We start from the raw sequence: 24,104 nt of genomic DNA on the forward strand, positions 1-24,104 counted from the left end.
CTCACGGGGGTGTGCCCCATCTTTTCGAATCCCGGCGCAGCTCGTCAGGCCAATGCGGTGAGTTTGACGTCTATTCATGTCGGTACTCCTGACTACGATATTGCTGTGGAGGAAATCGTGAGGTACAGCTAACGGCTTCGGCGGCGTATCCGTCACGGCCACGACCACAAGCCCGAGGTTCGACCTGCCGCATCTGGGACATCGAAAGCGGTGCGCCGCCGAACTGAGCAAGGCGCAGCGGAGGATGGCCCGGCGACACAGCGGAAAGCGGGGTCCGCAGTCGAAGGGATACCAGCGGGCCCGCACGGCCGCAGCGACCTTGCAGAAGAAGGCTGCTCGGCAGGCCCGGCATGATGCGAGGGCCTGGGCGAAATGTGTTGTCGACAGTCATCATCTGATCGCGGTCGAGAACTTCACCCCGAAGTTCCTCGCCAAGTCCACGATGGCCCGTAAGGCCGCAGATGCAGCGATCGGCGCATCGAATCGGGAACTGATCGAGAGCGCCACGCGGGCCGGCCGAATGGTGGTTTTGGTCGCGCCCGCATACACGACGAGAACGTGTTCGAGTTGTCTTGCGAGAGCCAAGCAGCGACTCGGGCTCGCGGAACGAACGTTCCAGTGTCGGGAGTGCGGATTTATCGACTGCCGAGATAGGAACGCTGCCAGGGCGATCTTGGCTGTGGCAGAACGGGGCCACACTCGTGTTGACGACGTCAGCCATGCGCATTCCCCTTCGGGTCGGATGTGCGTGCGGTCTGAGCGTGAAATCCGCCGCCTCTCGCGGGGAGCCGTTAATCGAGTTCTTCCTCTGCCTTCGCAAGAACAGCAAACTCCTCGTCGGGCGAATTGGCAACGAGATGGTGGCGGCTGTACAGGCCGAAGTAAGCCATGAAGGCCGCGAACGCGCCTAGGGTCCACAGTGCGGCGACCGGATCGACGAGGAAGGTGGCGATCACGGCAGCGGCCGCGATGACGAGCGCGAACGACGTGGTGACGATGCCGCCGGGTGTCCGGTAGGGCCGCTTCATCTCCGGCTCGCGCCTGCGGAGGACGATGTGGCTGACCATCATCAGCACGTAGCTGACGGCTGCACCGAGCACCGCCATGTTGAGGAGCATCGCGCCTTCACCGGTCAGTGAGAGGACGAAGCCGATGACACCGGGCACGATGAGCGCGAGCGTGGGCGCCTTCCGCGAGTTGGTGATCGACAGGTTCGTCGGCAGGTATCCGGCGCGGGACAGCGCGAACGTCTGTCGCGAGTACGCGTACATGATCGAGAAGAAGCTGGCGACGAGGCCGGCGAGGCCGATGTAGTTGACGACCTTCGCCGCGGTGCCGTCGCCGAGCGCCTCGACCAGCGGGTTACCCGACGTGGACAGGCTCTCGGCACCCAGCGCACCGGTCGCGAGGAACAGGACCGAGGCGCCCGTGACGATGAGGACGAGCATGCTGATGATGATTCCGCGCGGAACGTTCTTCTCCGGTTCGCGCGCTTCCTCCGCGGCCAGCGGCACGCCCTCGACGGCCAGGAAGAACCAGATCGCGAACGGGACCGCCGCCCAGATACCGAATGCGCCGAACGGCAGGAAACTCGATGCCCCCGCGGCGTCGGTCGCGGCGATGTCGGTGAGGTTGCTCGCGTCGAACAGGCCGATCGCGGAGATCGCGAAGATGACGAGACCCACCAGTGCGATCGCGGTGATCACGAACATTGCCTTCAGGGCCTCGCCGGCACCCGTGAGGTGGATACCGATGAAGATGGCGTAGACCGCCAGATACACCCACCACCCGTCGGTGATCCCGAACAAGTTCAGCGACTCGACATAGCTGCCGATGAACGTCGCGATGGCTGCCGGAGCGATCGCGTATTCGATGAGAATGGCCGTGCCGGTGGCGAATCCGCCCCACGGGCCGAGCGCGCGCCGGGCGAATGTGTAGCCACCGCCCGCGGCGGGAAGGGCCGACGACATCTCCGCCATGCCCAGGACCATCGCGAGGTACATGCCGGCGATGACCACACCGGCGATCAGCAGGCCACCGAATCCGCCCTCGGCCAGCCCGTTGTTCCATCCGGCGTAATCGCCGGAGATCACGTAGCTGACGCCGAGACCGGCGAGGAGCACCCACCCCGCCGAACCCTTTCGGAGTGTGCGTTTTTCGAGATAACTACTATCTTCCGAGTGGAAGTCGGCAGCATCGTGATGTTGCCCGGTTCCGGAATTCTTGGATGGTTCTACGAGTGACATTCCGTCCCCTACATCGATCCGAATGTGCCCCGCCGACCGCTCGAGGAGCGGACTTTCGACGCCGGGGCGAACGTTAGACAAGCTGTGTACACGTCGTGTCAGCAGAACGTGACGGTGACGTAAATGAGGTGCTAGCGACCCTCGCGTCGGGCGGGCACGGGGCACGCGTCGACCGCTTCGGCGACCACCTGCGGTTCGGGTGACGGTGCGGGCCTCCAGCCCTGCTCCCACCGCTCACCCACGATGACCTCCTCTGCGGCGAGGCTGCTGTTCTCCTCCGGGGTGAAGGCACGCGCACGGCTGAGAAACCGCATGCCTTCCGGGCTTTCGAGGCTGAATCCGGATCCGCGGCCCGGCACCACGTCGAGCACCAGCTGGGTGTGCTTCCACGCCTCGAACTGGGAACCGGAGATCCACACGGGCACCGCGTCGGCATCCTCGGGACGGCTGGACGGGATGTCCCCGACACCGAGTCGCAGGTCGAGGACACCGAGCAGCACGTCACGGTCGCCGACGATGAATTCCCCGTCCGGGTAGCACATCGGCGCGGAGCCGTCGCAGCATCCACCGGACTGATGCATCATCAGCGCCCCGTGGGTACCGCCGAGGCGGCGGAGAAGCTCCACCGCCCCGGCGGTTGCCTTCAGGCGCTGAGGCGCCCGGGGTGCGTCCATCAGAAGAAGCCCTGAGCCTTCTGTGCATAGCTGACCAGCAGGTTCTTCGTCTGCTGGTAGTGCTCGAGCATCATCAGATGGTTCTCGCGGCCGATGCCGGACTGCTTGTAGCCACCGAACGCGGCGTGCGCGGGGTACTGGTGGTACGTGTTGGTCCACACCCGCCCGGCCTGGATGTCGCGGCCGGCCCGGTAGGCGACCCCACCGTCGCGGGACCACACGCCGGCGCCGAGGCCGTACAGCGTGTCGTTGGCGATCTCGATGGCCTGGTCGTAGTCCTTGAACGACGTCACGGACACGACGGGTCCGAAGATCTCCTCCTGGAAGATCCGCATCTTGTTCTGACCGGTGAAGATGGTCGGCTGCACGTAATAGCCGCCGGACAGGTCGCCGCCGAGTTCGGCACGCTCGCCACCGGTGACGACCTTTGCGCCTTCGCCCTTGCCGATCTCGATGTACGACAGGATCTTCTCGAGCTGGTCGTTGGACGCCTGGGCGCCGATCATCGTGTCGGTGTCGAGCGGATCGCCCTGACGGACGGCCTTGGTGCGGATGGCCGCCATCGCGAGGAACTCGTCGAAGATGTCTTCCTGGATCAGCGAACGCGACGGGCAGGTGCACACCTCGCCCTGGTTGAGGGCGAACATCGTGAAGCCCTCGAGCGCCTTGTCCTGGTAGTCGTCGTTGGAGGACAGGACGTCGGAGAAGAAGATGTTGGGGCTCTTGCCACCGAGTTCGAGGGTGACCGGGATCAGGTTCTGCGACGCGTACTGCATGATGAGGCGGCCCGTGGTGGTCTCACCGGTGAACGCGATCTTCCGGATCCGCGGGCTCGAGGCGAGCGGCTTGCCTGCCTCGACGCCGAAGCCGTTGACGATGTTCACCACGCCGGCCGGGAGCAGGTCGCCGATGACCGAGATCAGGTGCAGGATCGACGCGGGGGTCTGCTCGGCGGGCTTGAGGACGACCGCGTTGCCCGCGGCGAGGGCGGGAGCGAGCTTCCACACGGCCATCAGGATCGGGAAGTTCCACGGGATGATCTGCCCGACGACGCCGAGCGGCTCGTGGAAGTGGTAGGCGACGGTGTCGGAGTCGATCTCCGACAGGGCGCCTTCCTGGGCGCGGATCGCGCCGGCGAAGTAGCGGAAGTGGTCGATGGCCAACGGAATGTCGGCGTTCAGGGTCTCGCGGATCGGCTTGCCGTTGTCCCAGGACTCGGCGAGCGCGATCGACTCGAGGTTCTCCTCGATGCGGTCCGCGATCTTGTTCAGGATGATGGCGCGCTCGGCGACCGACGTCTTGCCCCAGGCCGGAGCCGCGGCGTGTGCGGCGTCGAGTGCAAGTTCGATGTCTTCCGACGTCGAACGCGCGACCTCGCAGAACGGCTGCCCGGTGACCGGTGTCGGATTCTCGAAGTACTGGCCCTTGACGGGCGCAACCCACTGGCCGCCGATCCAGTTGTCGTAACGCGATTGGAAGGACATGACGGCGTCGGGCGAACCCGGGCGGGCATACACGGTCATCGATAACTCCCTGGTGTCGTGAAACTCGGGTGAACTTTCTCGGTGTGACTCACAACACTAGGGACCGTACCGTTGCAACTACGTTGCGTACTGCCGATCGAACAGATCGATCCTGGACTTGACCTGCGCGTACAGGGGTGAACGCGGGTCGAGTCCGGCGAGATACGCCTCCCATGCGGCCACGTCCTCGCGGCCGTGCACCGAGGTGGTCCACTTGGCGAGCAGCCCCTGATCGCCCTCCCGCAGCAGCGCCGCCTGCACGCGGGCCCGCAGTTCGTCCCGGAGGTCCTCGACCCCCGGCGCCTCCGACCCGGGGAGCACCGGGCCCGAGTAGACGTCGAGGGCGGCAGCGAGCTCACCGCGGTCGAGGGCACCGCGCACCTGCCGGACGTCCGACGTCAATTCGGCGAGCAGTCGATAGGGTCGCGATCCGAGATTGGCGGGACCGAAAACCTTTCGCAGACGCGACATCTCGGCTCGAATGGTGACGGCGTCCAGTTCGTTCTCGTCGAGCAGGACCGCGAGACGGTCGGAACTCAGCCCCTCGGGATGCTCCGCGAGGAGCAGGAGGATCTCCGCGTGCCGCTGCGACAACGGGATGCGGTCGGCTCCCCGCACCAACGTCGGGCGCCCCGAGCCCAGCACCTCCAACCGCAGCACCGTCTCGACGAGCGGTTGCGGTGACCGCAGCAGATGCAGGCGCAGTTCGGCCTCGGCGGCCGCGACGGTGGCCCTGATCAGCGACAGCACCTCTGGCACCGCCACCCGGGGACCCCCGGTGATGTCGATGGCGCCGACGATCAACCCCGTCGCCGGGTCGTGCACGGGCGCCGCCGAGCAACTCCAGTCGTGCACCGACCGGCTGAAATGCTCCGCCCCGAAGATCTGCACGCAGTGGTCGAGCGCCAGCGCGGTGCCCGGCGCGTTGGTGCCGACGGTGTCCTCACTCCAGTCGGCACCCTCGACGAAGTTCATCTCCAGCGCGCGGTCCTTGGCCGACGAATCCCCCTCGACCCACAGCAACTGCCCCTTCTCGTCGGTGATGGCCACGAGCAGTCCCGTGTCGGCGGCATCCTCGACGAGAAGCTTGCGTACCACCGGGCGGATGATCGACATCGGGTGCGACGCCCGGTACGCGGCGAGATCCGCGGCCGCCAGATCGACCGCGCGGGCCGACCCGTCCGGGTTCACGCCTTTGCTGGTGCTCCGCATCCACGAGTCGAGGATGACGGAACGGACGGAATTTCCCTCGCCGTCCGGGGCACGACCTACGGGTGCGTGCCGATCGACGAACAGCTGATGCGCCGAGGACACCCTGCGTGCCAGCATCGCGACGTCGTCTCCAGGGCGCACGGCAACCCACGGATTGCCCCCTGTGGGCGGTTGACTTTGCATCGAACTCCTCCACGGCGTCTCTGCCTACTGTAACCCGGGTCACACGGGGTTGTGTCGTCGCCCCGATCACTCCTCCCGGCCCGGTCACTCCCTCAGGAAAATACTGACGCGCTCCGCGACCATGACCGCCGTGGCGTGCGGCCCACGGCTCGGGACCACCGGGAACACGGAGGTGTCGGCGATCGTCAGCCCTGTCACTCCCCTGACGTTGCATCGCTCGTCCACCACGGCACCTGCGTCTGCGCTCTCGCCCATCCGGCAGCTGCCACTCAGGTGCAGCGACGTCCCCAGGTGGGCGAGCACCGAGCGATCGGACACCTCCTCGGCCAGCGGCACGAGCAGCGAGCCGAGCTCGCGTGAGTGGAGCAGCTCCAGCCCGATGGCCTGCCCCTCGCGGAGGGCCCGTCGATCGGAGGCGGATTGAGCGTAACGGTATTCGATCCGCGGACGGTCGTGCCGGTGGCGCGATGTGAGCCGGATGGCGCCCCGACTCTCCGCCGCCATGAGCCCGATCCCGAGGATCGGATCGGGCTGCCCCGAACCGGGGACGAGCACGTCGAACGGCGCGGTGTACGGACGGATCTCGAGGTCGCCTACATTCAGGACCATCTCGACGACCGGGCTCGTATCGCTGCGCCGGAGGGAGGTCCGGATACGGTACGGCAGAGCGACTTCCGGATGATCGCTGAAATCGGTGCCGACTCCGGGCAGGTCGACGATCAACGGGATGTCATTGTCCCTCAGGTGTTCCGACGGACCCACTCCCGAACGCATCAGCAGCACCGGCGTTTCGACGGCGCCGGCCGCGAGCACCACACGGCCCGCGTGAACGGTGCGCCGCACGCCGCCGGAATCGACCTCCACGCCGACGGTTTCGGTACCGGAGAACAGAATTCGGACGACGACCGAGCTCGTCTCGACCGTCAGGTTGGGACGCTCCCACGCCGGCAAAAGATAGGCGGCGGCCGTGCCGACCCGGCGGCCGCCGTCGATGTTGAGCGGGACAGGGCCGATCCCGCCGGCGCCTGTGCCGTTCTTGTCGGGTTCCTCAGGATGCCCTGCCCCGACCGCCGCCGCGCAGAACGCTGCGCTGATCTCGCTCAGTTGCTCCGCGGACTGCCTGCGCACGGGCATCGGCCCGGTGGTGCCGTGCCGATTGCCGTCGAAGTCGGCGTCACGCTCGAGTGCCCGGAAGACCGGCAAGACGTTCTCGTACGACCACGATGCGGGCCAGTGCCGAAAATCTGCTTCCGTCGCGCGGACGAAGTAGGCGCCGTTGACGGCCCCCGAACCGCCGAGGACGCGACCGCGCACCATGGTCGAGGGCACACTCGGCGCCAATTCCACACCGTACGTCTCCGTGAACGCGCTGCCCGGACCGACCGGCAACGTCCGGTAGTCGAGCACGGGACAATCGACGGCCGACCGGTACCCGGGTCCCGACTCGAGGAGGAGCACCGATCGTGCCGGATCCTCACTGAGACGGGCGGCCACCACACATCCACTCGAACCGCCGCCGACGACCACGACGTCGGCGGCGTCAATCGGATCGGCCACTATGACTTCAACCGGGGCTTCAATGCGTCGAGGTCACGGGCGACGAGGGCGCCCTTCCAGAGGCCGGCGCCGTACGCGACGTCGTCCAACCGCTTGAACACCGTGTGCCGCACCGGCCCCAGGCCCCCGGGCTCCCGGTGCGTCACCCAGTCTGCGACGCCCTCCGCGACTGCGATGGCGAGAGCGATGCGGCGAATCCGTTTCGACAGCAGCACCGCCGCGAGCGTGACGGGCCAGTAGTGGCGACACATCGCGGAGGCCAGCTGCCACGCCCCGCCGGCAAAACCCTGAGCTGCGAGGATGGCCGCGATTCGGGTCGGCTGGTCGAGACCGGTGAACATGCGGCGCAGGCGCACCACCATCATCGCGAGGGTGACGACGGCGCCGAGGAGACCCAGCCGGGTGCACGTGGCGGCGGCGATGCAGGCGAAGAACGTCCACGGCGACATCGACAGCGGCGGGACCATGCCCTCATGCCTCGCCGCCAGCGGCGCCGCACCGGTTCCGTAGAACAGCTTGCGGTCGAACCACTTTCCGAACGTCACCCGGTGATCGTGCGCAACGTGGGCCACCGGCTCGTAGCGCAGGCGCCAACCGGACTCCTGGAGTCGCCAGCACAGGTCGACGTCCTCGGCGACGTGCATGGACTCGTCGAAGCCGCCGAACTCGTCGAGCACCTCACGCCGGGCGATCATCGCGGCGCTCGGGACGTAGGACACCGGACCGCCGGATTGGACCGCGGACTCCTTACGCCCCAGGTCGAGGGAGGACCGGGCGTGCTCGTACCGCGCGAGCGTGCTGGCCTCGGGTTCGAGCGCGACGATCCTCGGGGCGACGAGCGCGACCGCGGGATCGCTGAAGTGACCGAGCATGACCTCGATCCAGCCGGTGCGGGGCAGGACGTCGGAGTCGAGGAACGCCACGAACGGAGTTGCGGCGTAACGCAGACCGGTGTTTCGCGCCGCCGCCGGACCCTTGGCCGTCTCGTGGCGAAGAACAGTGACCCGGCCACCGCACCCGTCCTGCAGTGCGGGGGCGACGATCGGGACGTCGGAGCCGTCGTCCACGACGACCACGTCCAGTCCGCGGAGCGACGCCAGTACCCGATGCAGTCCGGACGCGTTGTTCTTCACCGGAATGACGACGGTGACGTCCCGCGGGGACGGGGTACTCATCGGTCGCGGGTTCGCGACACCCGAGTCGAGGAGGCGGCGTGCGACCACCGCGGACTGCGGATCGACGACCTCGAGGTAGCCGTCGCCGATCATGGCCGCGGCGGTGGGGGCCAGCTTCAACATCCGCGTCGGCGAACCGCCGATGAGCACTCGACCTCCGGAGTATGCGCGTACCTTGGGGTCGATTCGGATCCCGAATCCATCGGGAAGTCGAGCTTGGCGCATCAGTCGATCGTATGCGGGTCGGAGACCGCCGGCAGGGCATGCCCGAAATTGAACGCGGGAACATGCCGGAAATTCGCCCTCGGCGACTCGAGGACGCCCGTGCGGGTCATTGGAGCCTCCCATCGTGGCCCGGTTCCCACCGGGCAAGTGCCTTGGTGACTGTGTCGACGAGTACGCCGAAGAGCTGCGCCCCCTCCGCCGCCGTAGCGCTCGTCGGGTCACCGAGCACGCCGTTGGCCGACACGGCGACCATACCGCCTTCGCGCAGTCTTGGCATCAACCTCGCGACAGGTTCCGTATTACCGGCTTCGGCCCTGGACAACCTGACCCGAGCGGGCGAAAGGTGCAGCAACAAAGACGTTTCCGTACGTCCGGCATGAGCGTCGGCGCCGGGGACCGCGCAGGGCACCCACGCCACGTCGCGGGCCTCGTATCGAAGCAAGGCGACAGCCTTGACCAGCGCAGGTCCGTTTCCTCCGTGCCCGTTGACGAAGAGTACCCGGTCGGCCCACCGGCACGCGGACCGTCCGTACTCGACCAGTACGGTCTCGAGTGCCTCCGCGCCGAGCGAGACGGTTCCGGGGAATCCCTCGTGCTCGCCACTTGCGCCGTAGGCGATCGGGGGTGCCACCAGCACGTGGGGCAGCGCGCGGGACACGGCGTCGGCGATGGTGGTGTCCGTGTCGAGTGGCAGGTGCGGGCCGTGCTGCTCGAGGGAGCCGACCGGGACCACGACCGTCGACGCCCGGGACACGAGTTCAGGCCACACCGCATCGTCGAGGTGTCCGGAATGAGACATCCTCCGATGCTAGGCGACGCGCATCCGGGTGCCGGCGCCAGGAGCCCGCAGCCGACCGCTCAGAGCGAGAGGGCGATCCGCTCCCCCTCGATGACGGCGGAGTGCGCGCGGCGCGGAGCCAGGGCGTCGCCGACTCTGTGCGCCTCGATTCCGCTGTCGGCCAGCTCTTTCCAGAGCCCGTCCTCCGGCTGCTGGTGCGCGGACGACACCACCCAGTCGAGGTCGAGTTGCGTGAGCCGACCGGTCGGGTGATGCAGCAACGTGACCACCATCCGTCCGTCGGCGTCTTCGCACTCGATGGGCACGACGTCCGTGACCTGGGTGATGCCCGTGCGATGCGCACGCCGCTTCCAGCCCTCCAGGTCGAGCGTGATCCCGAGATCCTGGCCGACGATCATCCCCGGCGTGCAGATCGTGACCGCACAGCCCGCGTCGGCGAGGAACTCCGCGACGGACGTGCCCTGGTGGAATCCGAGTTCGTCGACCACCAGCACCGTCCCGGACGGATTCGCGCGCCCCTCCAGAACGTCGCGGACATCGACGACCCGGTGCCGCGTGCCTGCCCAGCGCGGACGCCGCGGACGTGCCCCGGTCGCGACCACCACCACGTCGGGACGCTCCCCGGCGACGGTCTCCGCGTCCGCGTCGGTGCCGATGCGGACGTCGACCCCGTTCCGCCGGCATTCCGATTCCAGATCGGCGACCAGTTCGGCGAACTCGCGGCGGCCCGGCACGACCGCCGCCGTCCGTACCTGCCCGCCGAGCGCGGTCGCGCGTTCGAACAGCGTCACGTCGTGACCCCGCTGCGCCGCGGTCGCAGCAGCCTTCAGACCGGCGGGACCGCCGCCGACCACGACCACTCGCTTGCCGCGAACGACGGGCTCGGGCAACGGGATCGATTCCCGTCCCGCGCGCGGGTTCACGACGCACCCCAGCCAGCGGCCCAATCCCATGCGCCCGACACATTCCTGATTGCACGCCAGGCACGTGCGGATCTCGCCCTCCTCGCCGGCGAGGGCCTTCGCCGCGAAGTCGGGGTCGGCGATCTGCCCGCGCACGACCCCGATCAGGTCGCAGTGCCCCTCGTCCAGCGCCCGGTCGGCCTGGTGCGGATCCGTGAACCGGCCGACACCCACCACCGGGAGGCCGACACGTTGCCGGATCGCATTCGGGACGAACAACGCGTACCCACGGGGTACGGCCATGGACGCCTCGATCATGTGCAGCGTCTCGGTGGCCATTCCGATCGACGTGTTGAGGTAGTCGACCCGGCCGTCCGCTTCGACGAGAGCGGCCACCTCCACCGCCTCGTCGAGACGCACACCGCCGTCGAACAGGTCCTCCCCCGCAAGTCTCACACCGAGCGCGTGATCCGGGCCGATCGCCGCGCGCACGGCGGCGACGACCTCGAGAAGGAACCGAGCACGGTTGGCGAGCGACCCGCCGTACCGGTCCGCGCGCTGATTCGTCGCGGGAGCGAGGAAACTGCGCACCAGCGACGAATGGGAGCACTGCAATTCGATCCCGTCGAATCCGCCCCGGATGCAGTGCTCGGCCACGCGCGCGTACCCGTCGACGAGCGTCCGGATCTCCCGCTGATCGACCGCCTTGGGAACTTCGCGGAACAGTGGGTCGGGGACGGCGCTCGGCGCCCACAGCGGACGCCGCGAGTACATGCTCGATCCCTGACCGCCGTTGTGATTGACCTGAGCCAGGATCGGGACGCCGTGCTCGTGGACCGCGTCGGTGATCCGCCGGTACCCCTGGACGACCTCCGGCCGGTAGCCCGCGATCACCTTCTCGTACGGCCAGTCGCCGGGGTGTGTGGCGTGTTCCTCGGAGATGATCAGGCCCGCACCACCCTTCGCCCGCGCCGCGTAGTAGGCGGCGTGCTGCGGGGTGGGCAGCCCGTCCACGGCGTATCCCGTGAGATGCGCGGAGAAGACCACCCGATTGCGCAGGGTCAGCGGTCCCAGACGCAATCGGGTGAACAGGTGGCGGTACCCGGACGTGCTCACACCTTCGTGTTGCCCATGTCGACGGCGACCTGACTGCCCGTCACCCGCCGCGAACCGTCTCCGGCCAGCCACACCACGGCATCGGTGATGTCGTCCGTATCCGCGAGCGGATGGTCGGTGAGGATGGTGCCGAAGCTCGACATGTAGTTCGGGTGCTTCTCGAGGATCACGAGGCTTCCGGGGTCCGTCCCCATCGGGGTCTTCACGCCGTACGGGTGAATGGAGTTGACCCGGATGCCGTATTCGCCGAGCTCCTTCGCGGCGGTCTGCGTCAGTCCCACCAGCCCGAACTTGGAGGCGGCGTAATTCGCCTGTCCCGGAAGGGGCTTGATGCCCGCGACGGAGCTGATCACGATGATCGAGCCTCCGCGACCGCCCTCGATCAGTGCCGGGACCGCTGCCTTCAACGTCTTCCACGCGCCGGTGAGATTCACGTCGATCAGCGTCTCCCACTGCTCATCGGGCATCTCCCAGAAGCGGTTCCAATTGCAGATGCCGGCATTGGCGATCACGATGTCGAGCCGGCCGAACTGTTCGACGCCCCGGTCCACGACAGCCTTCATTGCGGCGCTGTCGCGTACGTCCGCCTGCTCCGCGACGATCTTGCCGCCCTCGGATTCCACCAACCGCACCGTCTCGGCCAGGTCGTCCGCGGTCGCGGGCTCATACGTGTTGTACTCGGACACCGGTCCGCAGATGTCGACGGCGATGATCGCCGCGCCCTCCCGCGCCAATCGCACCGCATGCGTCCGCCCCTGCCCGCGGGCAGCCCCGGTGATGAACGCGACCTTGCCGTCGAACTGTCCCATGGAAGAGTCCTATCTTTCGTTGACGAGGGTGAACGGATGGTGGTCGAACTCGGACCGTCTGCGTGCGGTCACGTTCTGCGCCTCGGCGCGGCCCTCACGGACCGCCTCCAGCAGCGTGCGGGGGGCCACGCAATCGCCTGCCCGCACCGTGTCCGGGCGGGTCGAGCCGAGCGTGTCCTCGGGGAGTCGGTGCGAGCAGTCGATCAGCACGGCGCACGGCACCAGCGACTCTTCCCCGGTATGGCGGTCGACCACCCACATTCCGGCGTCGCCGACCGACACGATGCGGCTGTCGAGGTGGCGCGTGACCCCGGCCCGTTGCAGGCGGGCGTTGGCGTCGGCGAGGTCCCCGGTCATTCCGAGTCGCGAGCCGGCCACGGAATCCTGGGTCACGATGCTCACCGCCCGTCCCCGCGCCGCCAGCCATTCGGCGGCCGCCAGGCCGATCGGTCCGCCCACCGGGTCGAAGACGACATGCGGGCCCGCAGGCAGCGCGGCGCCGTCCGTCAGTTCCGCAGCGCCCAGGCACCGGATGCTCCCGTCGACGGGGAACGGCAGCGGCCGCGGCCTGCTGCCGGTCGCGAGGACCACCGTCGTGCCCGCGCGTTCCGCGGCATCCAGTTCGGCATCCGAGACGGCGGATCCCAGTCGGAATTCGACTCCGAGGCTATGACATTCACCCTCGAGCCAGTCGGTCAGCGCCCCGAGGTGCGGCACAGTGGCAGCGGCGGCCCGGACCATCCCGCCCAGGCGGGCCGACGCCTCCGCCACGGTGACCCGGCGACCCCGGAGGGCGAGCACGCGGGCCGCTTCGAGTCCTGCCGGACCGCCGCCGACCACCAGAACCGCTCCGACCGCACCGTCCGCGGACTCGCCGGGAGGATCGACGGTCTCGTGCCCGGCGCTCGGGTTGCCGATGCACGTGACGACGGGATTGCGGGGGTCGAGAACCTGGCACGTCTGGTTGCACAGGACGCACGGCCGCGGTGCGGCGCCGCGCCGGATCTTGACGACCAGGTCCGGATCCGCGATCTGGGCTCGCGTCATCTCGACGACGTCGGCGATCCCGTCGGCGAGCGCGTGCCGGGCGTCGGACGGATCGATCACGCTGCCCTGCAGCACGACGGGAACCACGCCGGCGACCGCCTGGCGAATGCCGCGGCACAGTTCGGTATTGAACGACGGCGACCGGTGGAAGTCGGGACGATAGGCGTTCGGCGACAGCGGACCGCCCCGTACCACCACGAGCAGGTCGAGGGCGTCGGCCAGTCGGCGTGCGTGCCCGGCTGCGATCGACGGTGTGATCCCCGCCCACGACGTCTCCTCGTCGCAGCTCAGACGCAGGGACAGGACCCGGCCCGGTCCCAGCTCGTCCCGGACGGCGGCGAGGACCTCACGGGTGAGTCGCAACGGGTCCGCACCGTAGGCGTCGTCACGCAGGTTGGTGAGGTCCGAATGAAACTGCCGCAACAGACTTCTCGGTCCGGCATCGATCTCCACACCGTCCACGTCGGCGGCGACGGCCGCGGCGGCCGCTGCACGGAAACCGTCGACGAGGCCGTCGATCTCCGCCCGCCCCATCTGCATCGGCATCTCACGGGAGATCACGTCGGCAACTCCCGACGGTCCCCACAGCACCGCCTGCGAATACGCGCTCGACCCCTGCAGTCCGGTATGCCCCAGCCCGGCCAGCACGAGCGTGCCGTGCGGGCGACACGCCGCGACCACGCCCCGCCAGCCGTCGACGCAGTCGGACGCCAGCGGCGCCCGCTCGTACGGCCAGTCGGAGTCGTGGACCGACGCCACCTCGGTGACGACGATCCCGGCCCCGCCCCGCGCCCGCCGCTCGTAGTACGCGACGTGACGGGGTGAAAATCCCCTTCGCACACCCAGATTGGTGGGATGCGGACCCAGAAGCACCCTGGACCGGGCATGGCGTCCGGCCAGGGTGATCGGGTCTGTCAGTTGCGCAGACATCTACGCCGTTCGTGGATCAGGATTCGGCGCCGAGAACGCGAGCGAATCCGGGTGGGATCACGACATCGGACGGGGTGAGGTCGTGGATGTTCGAGTGCCCCAGCCCCAGCAGTGCCGAGTCGATGCCGCCGCGGAGGACGTCGAGGACGTTCTCGACACCGGCCTGACCGTTGGCCGAGAGGCCCCACAGATACGCACGACCGATCATCACCGCCCGCGCGCCGAGCGCGACGGCCTTGACGACGTCACTACCGCGTCGGATTCCACCGTCGAGGAGCACCTCGACCTGGTCGCCCACGGCCTCCGCGATGGCCGGCAACGCACGGATCGGCGCCGGGGTGCCGTCGAGATTGTTTCCGCCGTGATTGGAGACGGAGATCGCGGTGACACCGGCGTCGACGGCGCGCTTGGCGTCGTCGATCCGCATGACGCCCTTGAGCATGAACGGCCCGCCCCACTGCTCCCGCAGCCACGCGATGTCGTCCCACGTCGGCAGCGGCGTCTGCATCCACTCGCCGTAGGCGCCGAAGAACGTGGGCGGTTCCTGACCGGGCTGCGCCAGGTTCGGGGTGGTCAGGTCGGGGATCTTGCGGGTCTTCGCGAACTCGTACAACCACTTCGGGCGGGTGATGCCCTCCGGCGCGAACTGGAGCATCGCCTTGAGATCCATCTTCTCCGGGATGGCCGGGCTGCCCCAGTCGCGACCGTACGAAAACGACCAGTCGGTGGTGATGATCAGCCCGGTCGCACCCGCGGCGCGGGCCCGTTCCATCCGCTGGATCAGCACGTCGCGGCTGCCGACCCAGTACATCTGGAAGAAGGTCTGCGGATTCGCCGCCGTGACCTCCTCGACGGACTTGCTGGCGAACGAACTCAGACCGATCGCCGTTCCCCGCGCAGCCGCCGCGCGTGCCACGGCAACCTCACCGTCGGGGTGTACCGCCTGCACGCCGGTCGGGGAGATCAGGACGGGCAGCGAAATCTGCTGCCCCATCACGGTCGTGGACAGCTCACGCTTGTCGGACAGCCCGACGACGTGGGGAGCGAACCCCAGCTCACCGAACGCCGCAATGTTGTCGTCGACCGTCACGCCGCGTTCGGAACCGGCGATCAGCGCCGCGTACACCGATTTCGGCAGGCGCTTCTTTGCCCGACGCTGAGCCTCGGCCACCGTCTCGAAGAACGGATTCTTACCCATGGGAATACCTCTCGTACCTGGCAGACGGTCGTTACGTCTGGTCCATGCCCGCAAGCGGGTTCTCGTCACAAATCTTTGCCGGGGGACGCACCATCAGCGTCAGCGGAACCGGCGCCCGCGGGGTCCGGCGCTGGCCGGTGCGGGAATGGTCGACGCTCGATTTCGGGATCTCTCCCGCCGCGGCCAACGCCAGTTCGCCGTTGCCGATCACGCATTCGGGGTCCGGGCCGTCCATCGGCAGCCCGGTGAAGAACTTCGCGGCCATGCACCCGCCGCGGCAGGAGTCGTAGTGGCTGCACTTGCTGCACGCGCCGCCGGTCTGCGGGGACCGCAGTTCCTGGAACAGCTCCGACGTCTGCCAGACCTGCTGGAAACCGCCGTCCGCCACGATGTTTCCGGCGAGGAATTGATCGTGGATCGCGAACGGGCACGCGTAGACGTCGCCGATCGGGTCGATCAGGCACACCACCCGTCCGGCGCCGCACAGGTTCAGCCCGGGCAACGCGTCGCCGTAGGCGGACAGGTGGAAGAAGGAGTCGCCGGTGAGTACACCCTCGCCGTTGGCGACGAGCCAGTTGTACAGCTCGCGCTGCTGCACCTGCGTGGGATGCAGTTCGTCCCACACATCCGCGCCGCGCCCCGACGGCCGCAGGCGGGTGATGCGCAGGGTGGCGCCGTACTTGTCGGCCAGAGCCTTGAAGTCGTCGAGCTGGGACACGTTGTGCCGAGTGACGACGACGGAGATCTTCGCGTCCTTGAAACCCGCCTCGGACAGGTTCTCGAGTGCGCGCACGGCCATCGCGAACGAACCCGGACCACGGACGGCGTCGTTGACCTCCGCCGTGGCACCGTCGAGGGAAATCTGCACGTCGACGTAATCACTGGCCGCGAGCCGGGCCGCGACCTTCTTGTCGATCTTCACGCCGTTGGTGGAGAACTTCACACCCACCTGATGGGCGGTCGCGTAATCGACCAGCTCCCAGAAATCCGAGCGGACTGTCGGCTCACCGCCGCCGATGTTCACGTAGAACACCTGCATACGCTGCAGTTCGTCGATGATCGACTTGCACTGCTCGGTGCTCAACTCGCGCGGATCACGCCGGCCTGACGAGGACAGGCAGTGCACGCACGACAGGTTGCACGCGTAGGTCAACTCCCAGGTCAGGCAGATCGGGGCGTCGAGACCGAGTTCGAACTGGTCGACGAGACGGCCGACCGGAGCGACGGGGGCTGTCACCGCGGAGGGCCTTTCGAGCATGGAGGTCATGGGCTGTGTCCTCTGGTACTGGGTGGAGAGAGCTGGTCAGGCGGGAACGATCATGTGCGACTCGGCCAACGTGCCGAGCGCCCGCGCGTACTGCGCGGCAGTGTCGTCCCCGATACCCTGCGCCCGCAGCGCGGACCGGGCGTCGGCATGTGCGGGAAGAGCTTCGACCACCGCGACGATCTTGCGGTTCTTCAGGAACGACAGTTTGCGCGTCCCGAAGTGGTAGAGCAGCGCCCCGAAAGGTTCGGGACGCAGCGCCACCTGCGGATGAAGCTTCCAGCCCACGTCGAGATCGATACCGGCGCCGCCGGTCACCGAGGCAGATGCTGGAGCGGACATGATCAGTACACGCCGCACATGCCGTCGATCGAGACCTCTTCCACCAGGGATTCCTCGACCAAGTCGTTTTCCAGCACGTTGTTGTCGCGATCCGACATGATTTCCTCCTACTGTTCGGTGATACGGCGCGAGCCGGAGGGATGTTCCCCGTCATAGGGAACCATCTCTGTGACTCGCCTCACCACTGTAATGGCATCGAGTGCAGAATGACAGACCGGGAGGGTACGAAAGTTGAGAAGTCGCCGAAAACCATCCAGTCGGATAGGGCGGCGCCCGTCCACGACGCAGGATCGGATCAGCACCGTCGGGATCGAGTTGTTCACGGAGCAGGGCTTCGACGCCACCAGCGTCGACGAAGTCGCCGAGGCGTCCGGCATCGCCCGGCGCACACTGTTCCGCTACTTCCCGTCCAAGAACGCGATCCCATGGGGAGACTTCGACGCCCACCTCGACGAGATGCGCGCTCAACTCGCGGCGCAACCCGACGACATCCCGATCGTCGACGGGCTCACCGCCGCGCTGCTGCAGTTCAACGCCTTCCCCGCGAGTGAGGCCGTCAATCACCGCAAACGCATGGGCCTGATCCTGCGAGTGCCCGCCCTGCAGGCGTATTCGGTGGTCATGTACGAGGGCTGGCGCAACGTCATCGCCGAATACGTCGCGAGCAGGCTCGGAGTCTCACCGACCGATCACGTTCCACGGACCGTCGGCTATCTTCTACTGGGCGTTGCCATGTCGGCGTACGAGCAGTGGCTCGACGACGATTCGCTCGAACTGAACGAACTACTCGCCAGCGGAATGCAATCGCTCTACGATGGTCTGAGTTCCCTCGGCGAGCCCGACACCCAATCCTGACCTCTCTTCTCCCGGCAAGGTTGCCACGAATGACTTCCACTCTCGACACACAGGCTTTCGACTCTCTCGCGCCCTGCGAACCCGGGCGGTGGTCACATGGTCACGTCACGGTGCGACGGGTCGAAGGCGAGCCGCTCACACTCACCCGCGACGGCGACCAGTTGCGGGTCACCCACTCGCTGAAGCCGGGCGATCTCAGCGAAAGACTCGTCGCCTCCGTGACCGCGTCCATCGAAGGCGCCGAATTCGGTCAGGACGAATTCGAGTCGACCATGGTCGGACTCGTCCGCTCGACCGTGGACGGTGCGCTCGAAGCGTGGACCGTCTATTACCGGAACTCGCTGGCCGAACTCCTCGACGGCACCGCCGACTTCGCGCCCATCCACGAGAAGGCGGAACAACTGGTCCGCGGTTCCGTCCTCGATCTCGGTTCGTGCTTCGGCTTCCTCCCGCTCCGACTCGCCCGCGCAGGCCGGTCCGTCACCGCCACCGACATCCTTCCCGGCACCATGACCCTCCTCGACGCCGTCGCCCCGGAACTCGGACTCGATGTGCGCACCCTCGTGTGCGACGCCGCGCACGTACCCGTTCCCGACGACAGCGCGGACACCGTCACCGCAGTCCACCTCCTCGAACACGTCGACGAGAACACCGGTGCCGCAGTGATATCCGAGGCCCTGCGCATCGCCCGCGACCGGGTGGTCGTCGCCGTGCCGTACGAGGACGAGGCGACGGCGTGCCACGGGCACATTCGGACCTTCGACACCGCGAAGCTGCGCACACTCGGCGAATCGACGGGGTGCCCGTTCGAGGTGTTCGAGCACCACGGCGGCTGGCTCGTCATCGACTGCTGACCACCTCACGACGCCCGCAGCTGTGCGCTCAGGACCGCTTCGGCGACCGAATCTCGCGCCGGCATCGGCAACGGTGGCGCGGTGGATCGGTCATGGTGCCCGGTCGGGGTGCCCACCGCGGCGGCGTCGGGTTCGGCCGCCAACGCCAGCTGCCGGCGAAATCCGTTGACCGACAAACTCACCCACGCAGCGCTCGAGCTAGTCGCTGCGTGGGTGAGTACGGGCCCCGAGCCGGAACTATCGGATCATGACTCGCCACGCTGAGCCGCAAGGAAGCGGCGTCCCGGCGTCGGGTCGACCCCGAAGCGCTCGGCGTAGCGTTCGTGTACTTCCTCCCATTCCGTCCACGGCTCGTGTGCGTCCTTTTCGGAGAGGAACCCGCCTGCGAGATGGGGCTCGAGGCGCGAGAAGTAGGTTTCCCACCCGGCGGCGGTCTGCGCCGCGAGCGAGCGGTCACCGAAGACGTGGGTGAAGACCAGCAGGCACCCGTCTCCCTGCGCGGTCAGTTCGAAGCTGTAGCTTTCTCCGCCGAAGTCCCACGCCAGGCGATGGGGCGCATCGACCTCGGTCACCTCGCCGGTCGCGCCGTAGGCCTCGAAGGTCTCCCCCGTTGCCGGTGTCCAGTCGGCGGCTGCGGGAAACCAGCGCTCCAGCTCTGCCGGATCACTGACCGCCCGCCACACGCGCTCGACCGAGTGTGCGAGTGTGCGCTCGAAGCGCAGCGCCGGGCGGCCGTCGATGGTTTCCAGGGTTCCGTCGGTCATGGGTTCTCCTCCAGGTGTCGTTCGAGGGCGTCGAGGCGGTTCGACCAGATCGCGCGATACGGCTCCAACCACTGGTCGACCTCGGCGAGGGGTTCCGGGCGCAGCGCGTACAGGCGCTGCTTACCCACGGCGCGCGTGACGACGAGCCCGGCTTCGCGCAGCACCCTGAGGTGCTTGGACACGCCGGGCTGGCTGAGCTCGATGCGCTTGACGAGCTCCCCGGCGGGCTGCTCGCCCTCACGCAGGAGGTCGAGGATTTGCCTGCGGTGAGGCTCGGCCAGTGCGGCATAGGCGCTCATGGCGTCATATTACCAGATGGTGATATGACGTCCGCGGAATGACGGGGCCAGCCTAATATGGACGAATCGGGCGATCAGCAGGGTCGACACGGACCATCCCGCTGACGACATCCGATCAACACCGCGAGGAGTTCCCGTGACGAGAGAAGGAAGCATCCGGGCCGGTCACCGGACTCTCACGTATCTCGAGGCCGGCGACTTGGACGGACCGCTCGTACTCCACAACCACGGCGGACCGTCGAGCCGGCTGGAGGCCGAGCTGTTCGATACGGCTGCGACGGCCCATGGATTGAGATTCGTCTGCGCGGATCGGCCGGGCATAGGCGGGTCCGACCTTCAGCCGGGCCGCACCTTCGAGAGCTGGACCGAGGACCTCCTGCTTCTCGCCGACGCCTTCGGCGCACAACGATTCGCGGTCACCGGCTGGTCCGAGGGCGGCCCCTGGGCCCTCGCGGCCGCCGCGTATCTCGACCCCGCGCGCCTCGTCAATGTCGGGTGCATCGCCGGCGGCAACTACGGAACGTTCGGTCCGAACTGGGCCGCGAAGTACCTCAGCAGCGTGGACGCACTGGGCGGTCGCCTGGCGCTTCACTTCCATCCCGGTTTCACGCTCATGTACGAATTGCTCGGTATGAGTGCCACACATTTCGCGGATCGCTACGCGAAGGCGATCACGGATTCGGCGTGCACCGCGGATCGGGAGGTACTGGCCGACGAGAAGGTTCTCGAGGTGTTCCTGGCGGCCGGGCGAGAATGCTTCCGGCACGGTGCGAACGGACTCGTCGCCGACGCCACCATGCTCTACGAGGCGTGGCCGTTCGACATGACCCGTGTGGAGCGCCCCGTGCATTTCTGGCAGGGCAGCGCCGACACCCTGGTGCCCGAGGTCATCAACAAGACAGTGGCGGACAAGACCCCGGGCGCGATCTGGCACCCGATCAGTGGCGGGGGTCATTTCATCGCCCTCAGTCACGCGAACGACATTCTCGCTCTCACAGCGAACGATCTCGCGTCGACAGCATCCTGAGTGCAGGAGCGAGTGTTCAGCATTTCCTGAATACAGGAAGCGTTGTATCGTTTGGGTCATGGAGACCGTGGTCCATCAAGAGGCGCTGGCTCGATTCGGGTATGCCCTGTCGGACACGACGCGGACGCAGATCCTGCTGAGCCTGCGATCGGGACCCGGGTATCCGTCCGAACTGGCCGAGCGGATCGGGGTGTCGCGCCAGATCCTCTCGAATCACCTGGCCTGCCTGCGTGGTTGCGGGCTCGTCGTCGCGGCCCCAGAGGGCCGGCGCACCCGATACGAGCTGGCCGACCCCCGAATCGGGCGGGCATTGGACGATCTGCTCGCACTGGTGCCGGCGGTCGACCCGTCCTGCTGCCCGGACGCCGAAGCCGAGGGGTGCTGCTGATGGCCTCGGATCTCGGAATGCCCCCTGCGCGGCCGAATCTCACCGACCGGCGGCGACTGGTCCTCGGGCAGCGGATCCGCTTGTTCGTGGCGGCGACGATCAGCTACAACGTGCTCGAGGCCGTCATCGCGCTCACCGAGGGCACCCGGGTGTCCTCGACCGCCCTGATCGGCTTCGGCCTCGATTCGGTCATCGAGGTCTCCTCCGCCGCCGCGGTGGCCTGGCAGTTCGCCGGCAAGGATCCCGAGTCCCGGGAGAAGGTGGCGCTGCGGATCATCGCGTTCTCGTTCTTCGGCCTGGCCCTGTACGTCACGGTCGACGCGATGCGATCCCTGGCCGGCGTCGGCGAAGCCCAGCACTCCCCCGTCGGCATCGCACTGGCGGCGGTCAGCCTCGCGGTCATGCCGGTGCTGTCGTGGGCGCAGCGCCGCGCGGGCCGCGAACTCGGCTCACTGTCCGCGGTCGCGGATTCCAAGCAGACCCTGCTGTGCACCTATCTGTCGGCGGTTCTGCTGGTCGGCCTGCTGATCAACAGCCTGCTCGGGTGGTCCTGGGCCGACTCGATCGCTGCCCTCGTCATCGCTGCGATCGCGGTCAGGGAAGGCGCCAACGCCTGGAAGGGCGATGCCTGTTGTCCGGCGCCGGCAACCGCCTCCGCCGCGCGTGGCCACGACTGCGATTGCTGACAAATCAGATCAGACCGAGCTTGCCCGCCTCGTAGACGGCCTCCGCACGCCGGCCGACGTCCAGTTTGCGCATGATGTTGCTGACGTGAAACTTCACCGTCGTCGCCGAGATGAACAGCCGCTCACCGATTTTCGCGTTCGACAGCCCCTTGGCCAGGAGTTGCAGGACCTCCAGTTCACGCTCGGTGAGTCCTTCACGCGGCGTCGTCTGACCGTTGAGTGAGCGGATCACCGCGGACGCACTGCGTGAGTCGAACGCACTTTCACCACGGGACACGGCTCGGATGGCGCGCACGAGTTCGGTGGTGTCGACGTCCTTGACCACGTATCCGCGGGCGCCGGCGTGAATGGCGCGGACGACGAGTTGCTCGTCGAGGAACGTCGTGAGCACGAGCAGACCCAACTTGCTGTCGGCGGCGGACAACTGCCCGCACAGGGTCAGCCCCTCGTAGTCGGAGGCCGCCGACAGTTTCAGATCCATCAGCACGACATCCGGCGCGACTCGGTCGACGACGGCCAGCGCTTCCTGACTCGACGACGCCTCCCCCACCACCTCGAGATCCGGTTCCCGCTCGAGGACGGAGCGCAGCCCCTGACGCAGAATCGCGTGGTCGTCGACGAGCACGAGTTTCACCACCGAGGTGGGGCGCACGGACCCGGCCTGGTCACGCACCGAGGTTCGAATGGTCATCGGTCCACCTCACTGTCGGAATGTAACGGAATCCGGGCGGCGACCCGGACCCCGCCGATCCTGGCGCGCGCCACATCGAGAGTGCCGCCGAACTCGGCTGCGCGGGCCTGCATGTTCGCCAACCCGCGGTGGTGCCCGTCGAGGTCGTTGTTCGCGGCCATCCGCAGCATCAGGCGCATGCGCTTGGGATCGCCGTCGCCGTCGTCGGCGACGGACAGCAGCACCGAGTTCTCCGAATACGTGAGCCGCAGGACGGCGCGGGTCGCGTTGGCGTGCACCGCGGCGTTGAACAGCGCCTCGCCGGCGATCCGCAACAGCGCATGTTCCCGGTCGCTGGACAATTCGGCGGGGGTGCCGCCGACACGGACGGTGACCTCGAGTTCGTCGGGCATGTGCACCACCCCCAGTTGCTCGAGCATCTCGGGCAGCGATGTCCGGTCGGACCCGCCGGAGTGATTGAGCGCGTAAATCGCGGACCGCAGCTGCTCCACGGCACGGCGCGTCAATTCCTTTGCCAGATCCAGCCGTTCGCTGCGTTCGTCGTCCGGGACCCCGCTGCGGCACACCTCGATCTGCATGCCCGCCGACAACACCGCCTGGGTGACGCTGTCGTGCAGTTCGCGGGCGATCCGGTGCCGTTCCTCGTCGAGCACCTGATGCCGGTGCGCCGCCCCGAGTTGACGCTGGGTGGATTCGAGTTCGGCGTTGCGCACCGCGAGATCCGAAGCGGTGCGGCGAGCTTCCGCGTATGCGTGCTCGGCTCGCTCGAGCAGGAGCTGACCCCGCTGATACAGCGCCGAATTCTGCAGTGCCACGGCGGTCTGACTCGCGAGAATGCTGAGGACCGCACCGTCGGTGGTATCGAGCGTGCGGTGCTCGGCGGTCCATGCGGCGAAGGCCCCGACGACGCCTCCTTCGAGGACGATCGGCACGAATGCGTGATGGGCGTCGATCACGGGAGCACCGCCGGTGCGCGCCGACCGGATGTCCGCCAGGCACGTGACGACCTCGTCCGGCAGCGGCGGTCCCTCCACGTTGTCGACGAGGAACGGCGTCGCATCCGGGCCGAGCACGAGCCGGCGGGGACCGGCGTCGGGCAGCATGCCGTCGGCGAGGGCGAACGCGACCCACTGAGCGTCGAGGTGCGCCCGCGCTGCCTCGGCGACCGCACAGATCAGGGTCTCGGGGCCTTCGACCGTGCGGACGAGGGCCCGGGAGATGAGCTCGAGGGCGTGCACGACGCGTTCGAGACGTTCGGCGGCACCGCGGTATTGAGGGTAGAACGTCGGCTTCCCGGACCGGAGTCCGGTGAGCGTGGACAGATCGGGGGCGTTCATG

The 24,104-nt window shown here is 67.7% G+C and carries 24 protein-coding genes and 1 pseudogene; 6 read left to right on the forward strand and 19 right to left on the reverse strand.

The window, feature by feature from the left end; genetic code table 11:
* Nucleotides 1-154: 154 nt before the first annotated feature.
* Nucleotides 155-892 (forward strand): annotated as a pseudogene (locus H0B43_RS06305) (RNA-guided endonuclease TnpB family protein); the annotation flags it as partial.
* Here the strand turns inward: H0B43_RS06305 and eat are convergent.
* The 14 genes from eat to mftA all read right to left on the reverse strand — a co-directional run bounded on the left by eat (nt 792) and on the right by mftA (nt 17,300).
* A complete protein-coding gene (gene eat, locus H0B43_RS06310; RefSeq protein WP_185728835.1) occupies nt 792-2,246 on the reverse strand; it encodes an ethanolamine permease in 1,455 nt (484 codons plus the stop codon). The pseudogene H0B43_RS06305 and the gene eat sit on opposite strands and share 101 nt — an antisense overlap.
* A 131-nt stretch (nt 2,247-2,377) precedes the next feature.
* A complete protein-coding gene (locus H0B43_RS06315) occupies nt 2,378-2,920 on the reverse strand; it encodes a DUF779 domain-containing protein (protein ID WP_185728834.1) in 543 nt (180 codons plus the stop codon).
* Entirely contained in the window at nt 2,920-4,443 is a 1,524-nt protein-coding gene (gene adh, locus H0B43_RS06320) for an aldehyde dehydrogenase (protein WP_005239499.1), read from the reverse strand. The genes H0B43_RS06315 and adh overlap by 1 nt, the downstream gene beginning before the upstream one ends.
* A gap of 78 nt (nt 4,444-4,521) precedes the next feature.
* Nucleotides 4,522-5,838 (reverse strand): helix-turn-helix domain-containing protein, encoded by a 1,317-nt coding sequence (locus H0B43_RS06325; RefSeq protein WP_185728833.1) that lies wholly within the window; start codon nt 5,836-5,838, stop codon nt 4,522-4,524.
* 84 nt (nt 5,839-5,922) lie between these two features.
* Complete coding sequence (gene mftG, locus H0B43_RS06330; protein ID WP_185728832.1) at nt 5,923-7,395, reverse strand: mycofactocin system GMC family oxidoreductase MftG; 1,473 nt, start codon at nt 7,393-7,395, stop codon at nt 5,923-5,925.
* On the reverse strand, nt 7,395-8,795 hold the full coding sequence (mftF, locus tag H0B43_RS06335; protein ID WP_185728831.1) for a mycofactocin biosynthesis glycosyltransferase MftF: 1,401 nt from the start codon (nt 8,793-8,795) through the stop codon (nt 7,395-7,397). The genes mftG and mftF overlap by 1 nt, the downstream gene beginning before the upstream one ends.
* A 106-nt stretch (nt 8,796-8,901) precedes the next feature.
* Entirely contained in the window at nt 8,902-9,594 is a 693-nt protein-coding gene (mftE, locus tag H0B43_RS06340; RefSeq protein ID WP_185728830.1) for a mycofactocin biosynthesis peptidyl-dipeptidase MftE, read from the reverse strand.
* Nucleotides 9,595-9,653: 59 nt separating this feature from the next.
* Nucleotides 9,654-11,612 (reverse strand): mycofactocin system FadH/OYE family oxidoreductase 2, encoded by a 1,959-nt coding sequence (locus tag H0B43_RS06345; protein WP_185728829.1) that lies wholly within the window; start codon nt 11,610-11,612, stop codon nt 9,654-9,656.
* Nucleotides 11,609-12,421: a mycofactocin-coupled SDR family oxidoreductase gene (locus H0B43_RS06350; RefSeq protein WP_185728828.1), complete on the reverse strand. Its 813-nt coding sequence runs from the start codon at nt 12,419-12,421 to the stop codon at nt 11,609-11,611. The genes H0B43_RS06345 and H0B43_RS06350 overlap by 4 nt, the downstream gene beginning before the upstream one ends.
* 9 nt (nt 12,422-12,430) lie before the next feature.
* The gene (locus H0B43_RS06355; protein WP_185728827.1) at nt 12,431-14,398 is read right to left on the reverse strand and encodes a mycofactocin system FadH/OYE family oxidoreductase 1; all 1,968 of its coding nucleotides are present in this window, start codon (nt 14,396-14,398) and stop codon (nt 12,431-12,433) included.
* Between the two features lie 16 nt (nt 14,399-14,414).
* Nucleotides 14,415-15,596, reverse strand: coding sequence for a pre-mycofactocin synthase MftD (mftD, locus tag H0B43_RS06360; protein WP_185728826.1), 1,182 nt, complete (start codon nt 15,594-15,596; stop codon nt 14,415-14,417).
* A gap of 31 nt (nt 15,597-15,627) precedes the next feature.
* Entirely contained in the window at nt 15,628-16,863 is a 1,236-nt protein-coding gene (gene mftC, locus H0B43_RS06365; protein ID WP_185728825.1) for a mycofactocin radical SAM maturase, read from the reverse strand.
* Between the two features lie 36 nt (nt 16,864-16,899).
* Nucleotides 16,900-17,202, reverse strand: coding sequence for a mycofactocin biosynthesis chaperone MftB (gene mftB / locus H0B43_RS06370; protein ID WP_185728824.1), 303 nt, complete (start codon nt 17,200-17,202; stop codon nt 16,900-16,902).
* Between the two features lie 2 nt (nt 17,203-17,204).
* Nucleotides 17,205-17,300 (reverse strand): mycofactocin precursor MftA, encoded by a 96-nt coding sequence (gene mftA / locus H0B43_RS06375; RefSeq protein ID WP_005573048.1) that lies wholly within the window; start codon nt 17,298-17,300, stop codon nt 17,205-17,207.
* Nucleotides 17,301-17,433: 133 nt separating this feature from the next.
* Here mftA and mftR point away from each other — a divergent pair, with 133 nt between their 5' ends.
* Complete coding sequence (gene mftR, locus H0B43_RS06380) at nt 17,434-18,057, forward strand: mycofactocin system transcriptional regulator (RefSeq protein ID WP_185728823.1); 624 nt, start codon at nt 17,434-17,436, stop codon at nt 18,055-18,057.
* Nucleotides 18,058-18,086: 29 nt separating this feature from the next.
* Entirely contained in the window at nt 18,087-18,911 is an 825-nt protein-coding gene (mftM, locus tag H0B43_RS06385; protein ID WP_185728822.1) for a mycofactocin oligosaccharide methyltransferase MftM, read from the forward strand.
* 5 nt (nt 18,912-18,916) lie between these two features.
* On the opposite strand, the gene H0B43_RS06390 is transcribed toward mftM, so the two are convergent.
* The 3 genes from H0B43_RS06390 to H0B43_RS06400 all read right to left on the reverse strand — a co-directional run bounded on the left by H0B43_RS06390 (nt 18,917) and on the right by H0B43_RS06400 (nt 19,974).
* The gene (locus H0B43_RS06390; protein WP_185730167.1) at nt 18,917-19,093 is read right to left on the reverse strand and encodes a hypothetical protein; all 177 of its coding nucleotides are present in this window, start codon (nt 19,091-19,093) and stop codon (nt 18,917-18,919) included.
* A 63-nt stretch (nt 19,094-19,156) separates the two neighbouring features.
* Nucleotides 19,157-19,675 (reverse strand): SRPBCC domain-containing protein, encoded by a 519-nt coding sequence (locus tag H0B43_RS06395; protein ID WP_185728821.1) that lies wholly within the window; start codon nt 19,673-19,675, stop codon nt 19,157-19,159.
* A complete protein-coding gene (locus H0B43_RS06400; protein ID WP_185728820.1) occupies nt 19,672-19,974 on the reverse strand; it encodes a helix-turn-helix transcriptional regulator in 303 nt (100 codons plus the stop codon). Before H0B43_RS06400 ends, H0B43_RS06395 begins: the two co-directional genes overlap by 4 nt.
* A gap of 136 nt (nt 19,975-20,110) precedes the next feature.
* Here H0B43_RS06400 and H0B43_RS06405 point away from each other — a divergent pair, with 136 nt between their 5' ends.
* The 3 genes from H0B43_RS06405 to H0B43_RS06415 are packed head-to-tail and all read left to right on the forward strand — an operon-like array spanning nt 20,111 to nt 22,075.
* Entirely contained in the window at nt 20,111-21,001 is an 891-nt protein-coding gene (locus H0B43_RS06405; RefSeq protein WP_185728819.1) for an alpha/beta fold hydrolase, read from the forward strand.
* Nucleotides 21,002-21,059: 58 nt separating this feature from the next.
* Nucleotides 21,060-21,389 carry a helix-turn-helix transcriptional regulator gene (locus tag H0B43_RS06410; RefSeq protein ID WP_185728818.1) on the forward strand — a complete coding sequence of 110 codons (330 nt, stop codon included), beginning with the start codon at nt 21,060-21,062 and terminating at the stop codon, nt 21,387-21,389.
* A complete protein-coding gene (locus H0B43_RS06415; protein WP_185728817.1) occupies nt 21,389-22,075 on the forward strand; it encodes a cation transporter in 687 nt (228 codons plus the stop codon). Before H0B43_RS06410 ends, H0B43_RS06415 begins: the two co-directional genes overlap by 1 nt.
* 4 nt (nt 22,076-22,079) lie before the next feature.
* Here H0B43_RS06415 and H0B43_RS06420 read toward each other — a convergent pair whose 3' ends face one another.
* Both H0B43_RS06420 and H0B43_RS06425 read right to left on the reverse strand, forming a co-directional pair.
* On the reverse strand, nt 22,080-22,766 hold the full coding sequence (locus tag H0B43_RS06420; protein ID WP_185950057.1) for a MadR family response regulator transcription factor: 687 nt from the start codon (nt 22,764-22,766) through the stop codon (nt 22,080-22,082).
* Nucleotides 22,763-24,103, reverse strand: a complete 1,341-nt coding sequence (locus tag H0B43_RS06425; RefSeq protein WP_185728815.1) for a MadS family sensor histidine kinase — start codon at nt 24,101-24,103, stop codon at nt 22,763-22,765. The genes H0B43_RS06420 and H0B43_RS06425 overlap by 4 nt, the downstream gene beginning before the upstream one ends.
* Nucleotide 24,104 lies beyond the last annotated feature (1 nt).

The organism is Rhodococcus sp. 4CII, assembly GCF_014256275.1.
In the GTDB taxonomy this organism is placed as follows: Bacteria; Actinomycetota; Actinomycetes; order Mycobacteriales; family Mycobacteriaceae; genus Rhodococcus_F; species Rhodococcus_F wratislaviensis_A.

Bases quoted from the DNA above. Each gene is read 5' to 3' on its own strand.
- eat (WP_185728835.1), bottom strand. From the start codon at position 2,246: ATGTCACTCGTAGAACCATCCAAGAATTCCGGAACCGGGCAACATCAC.
- H0B43_RS06315 (WP_185728834.1), bottom strand. From the start codon at position 2,920: ATGGACGCACCCCGGGCGCCTCAGCGCCTGAAGGCAACCGCCGGGGCG.
- adh (WP_005239499.1), bottom strand. From the start codon at position 4,443: ATGACCGTGTATGCCCGCCCGGGTTCGCCCGACGCCGTCATGTCCTTC.
- H0B43_RS06325 (WP_185728833.1), bottom strand. From the start codon at position 5,838: ATGCAAAGTCAACCGCCCACAGGGGGCAATCCGTGGGTTGCCGTGCGC.
- mftF (WP_185728831.1), bottom strand. From the start codon at position 8,795: ATGCGCCAAGCTCGACTTCCCGATGGATTCGGGATCCGAATCGACCCC.
- mftE (WP_185728830.1), bottom strand. From the start codon at position 9,594: ATGTCTCATTCCGGACACCTCGACGATGCGGTGTGGCCTGAACTCGTG.
- H0B43_RS06350 (WP_185728828.1), bottom strand. From the start codon at position 12,421: ATGGGACAGTTCGACGGCAAGGTCGCGTTCATCACCGGGGCTGCCCGC.
- H0B43_RS06355 (WP_185728827.1), bottom strand. From the start codon at position 14,398: ATGTCTGCGCAACTGACAGACCCGATCACCCTGGCCGGACGCCATGCC.
- mftD (WP_185728826.1), bottom strand. From the start codon at position 15,596: ATGGGTAAGAATCCGTTCTTCGAGACGGTGGCCGAGGCTCAGCGTCGG.
- mftC (WP_185728825.1), bottom strand. From the start codon at position 16,863: ATGACCTCCATGCTCGAAAGGCCCTCCGCGGTGACAGCCCCCGTCGCT.
- mftB (WP_185728824.1), bottom strand. From the start codon at position 17,202: ATGTCCGCTCCAGCATCTGCCTCGGTGACCGGCGGCGCCGGTATCGAT.
- mftA (WP_005573048.1), bottom strand. From the start codon at position 17,300: ATGTCGGATCGCGACAACAACGTGCTGGAAAACGACTTGGTCGAGGAA.
- mftM (WP_185728822.1), top strand. From the start codon at position 18,087: ATGACTTCCACTCTCGACACACAGGCTTTCGACTCTCTCGCGCCCTGC.
- H0B43_RS06395 (WP_185728821.1), bottom strand. From the start codon at position 19,675: ATGACCGACGGAACCCTGGAAACCATCGACGGCCGCCCGGCGCTGCGC.
- H0B43_RS06400 (WP_185728820.1), bottom strand. From the start codon at position 19,974: ATGAGCGCCTATGCCGCACTGGCCGAGCCTCACCGCAGGCAAATCCTC.
- H0B43_RS06410 (WP_185728818.1), top strand. From the start codon at position 21,060: ATGGAGACCGTGGTCCATCAAGAGGCGCTGGCTCGATTCGGGTATGCC.
- H0B43_RS06415 (WP_185728817.1), top strand. From the start codon at position 21,389: ATGGCCTCGGATCTCGGAATGCCCCCTGCGCGGCCGAATCTCACCGAC.
- H0B43_RS06420 (WP_185950057.1), bottom strand. From the start codon at position 22,766: ATGACCATTCGAACCTCGGTGCGTGACCAGGCCGGGTCCGTGCGCCCC.
- H0B43_RS06425 (WP_185728815.1), bottom strand. From the start codon at position 24,103: ATGAACGCCCCCGATCTGTCCACGCTCACCGGACTCCGGTCCGGGAAG.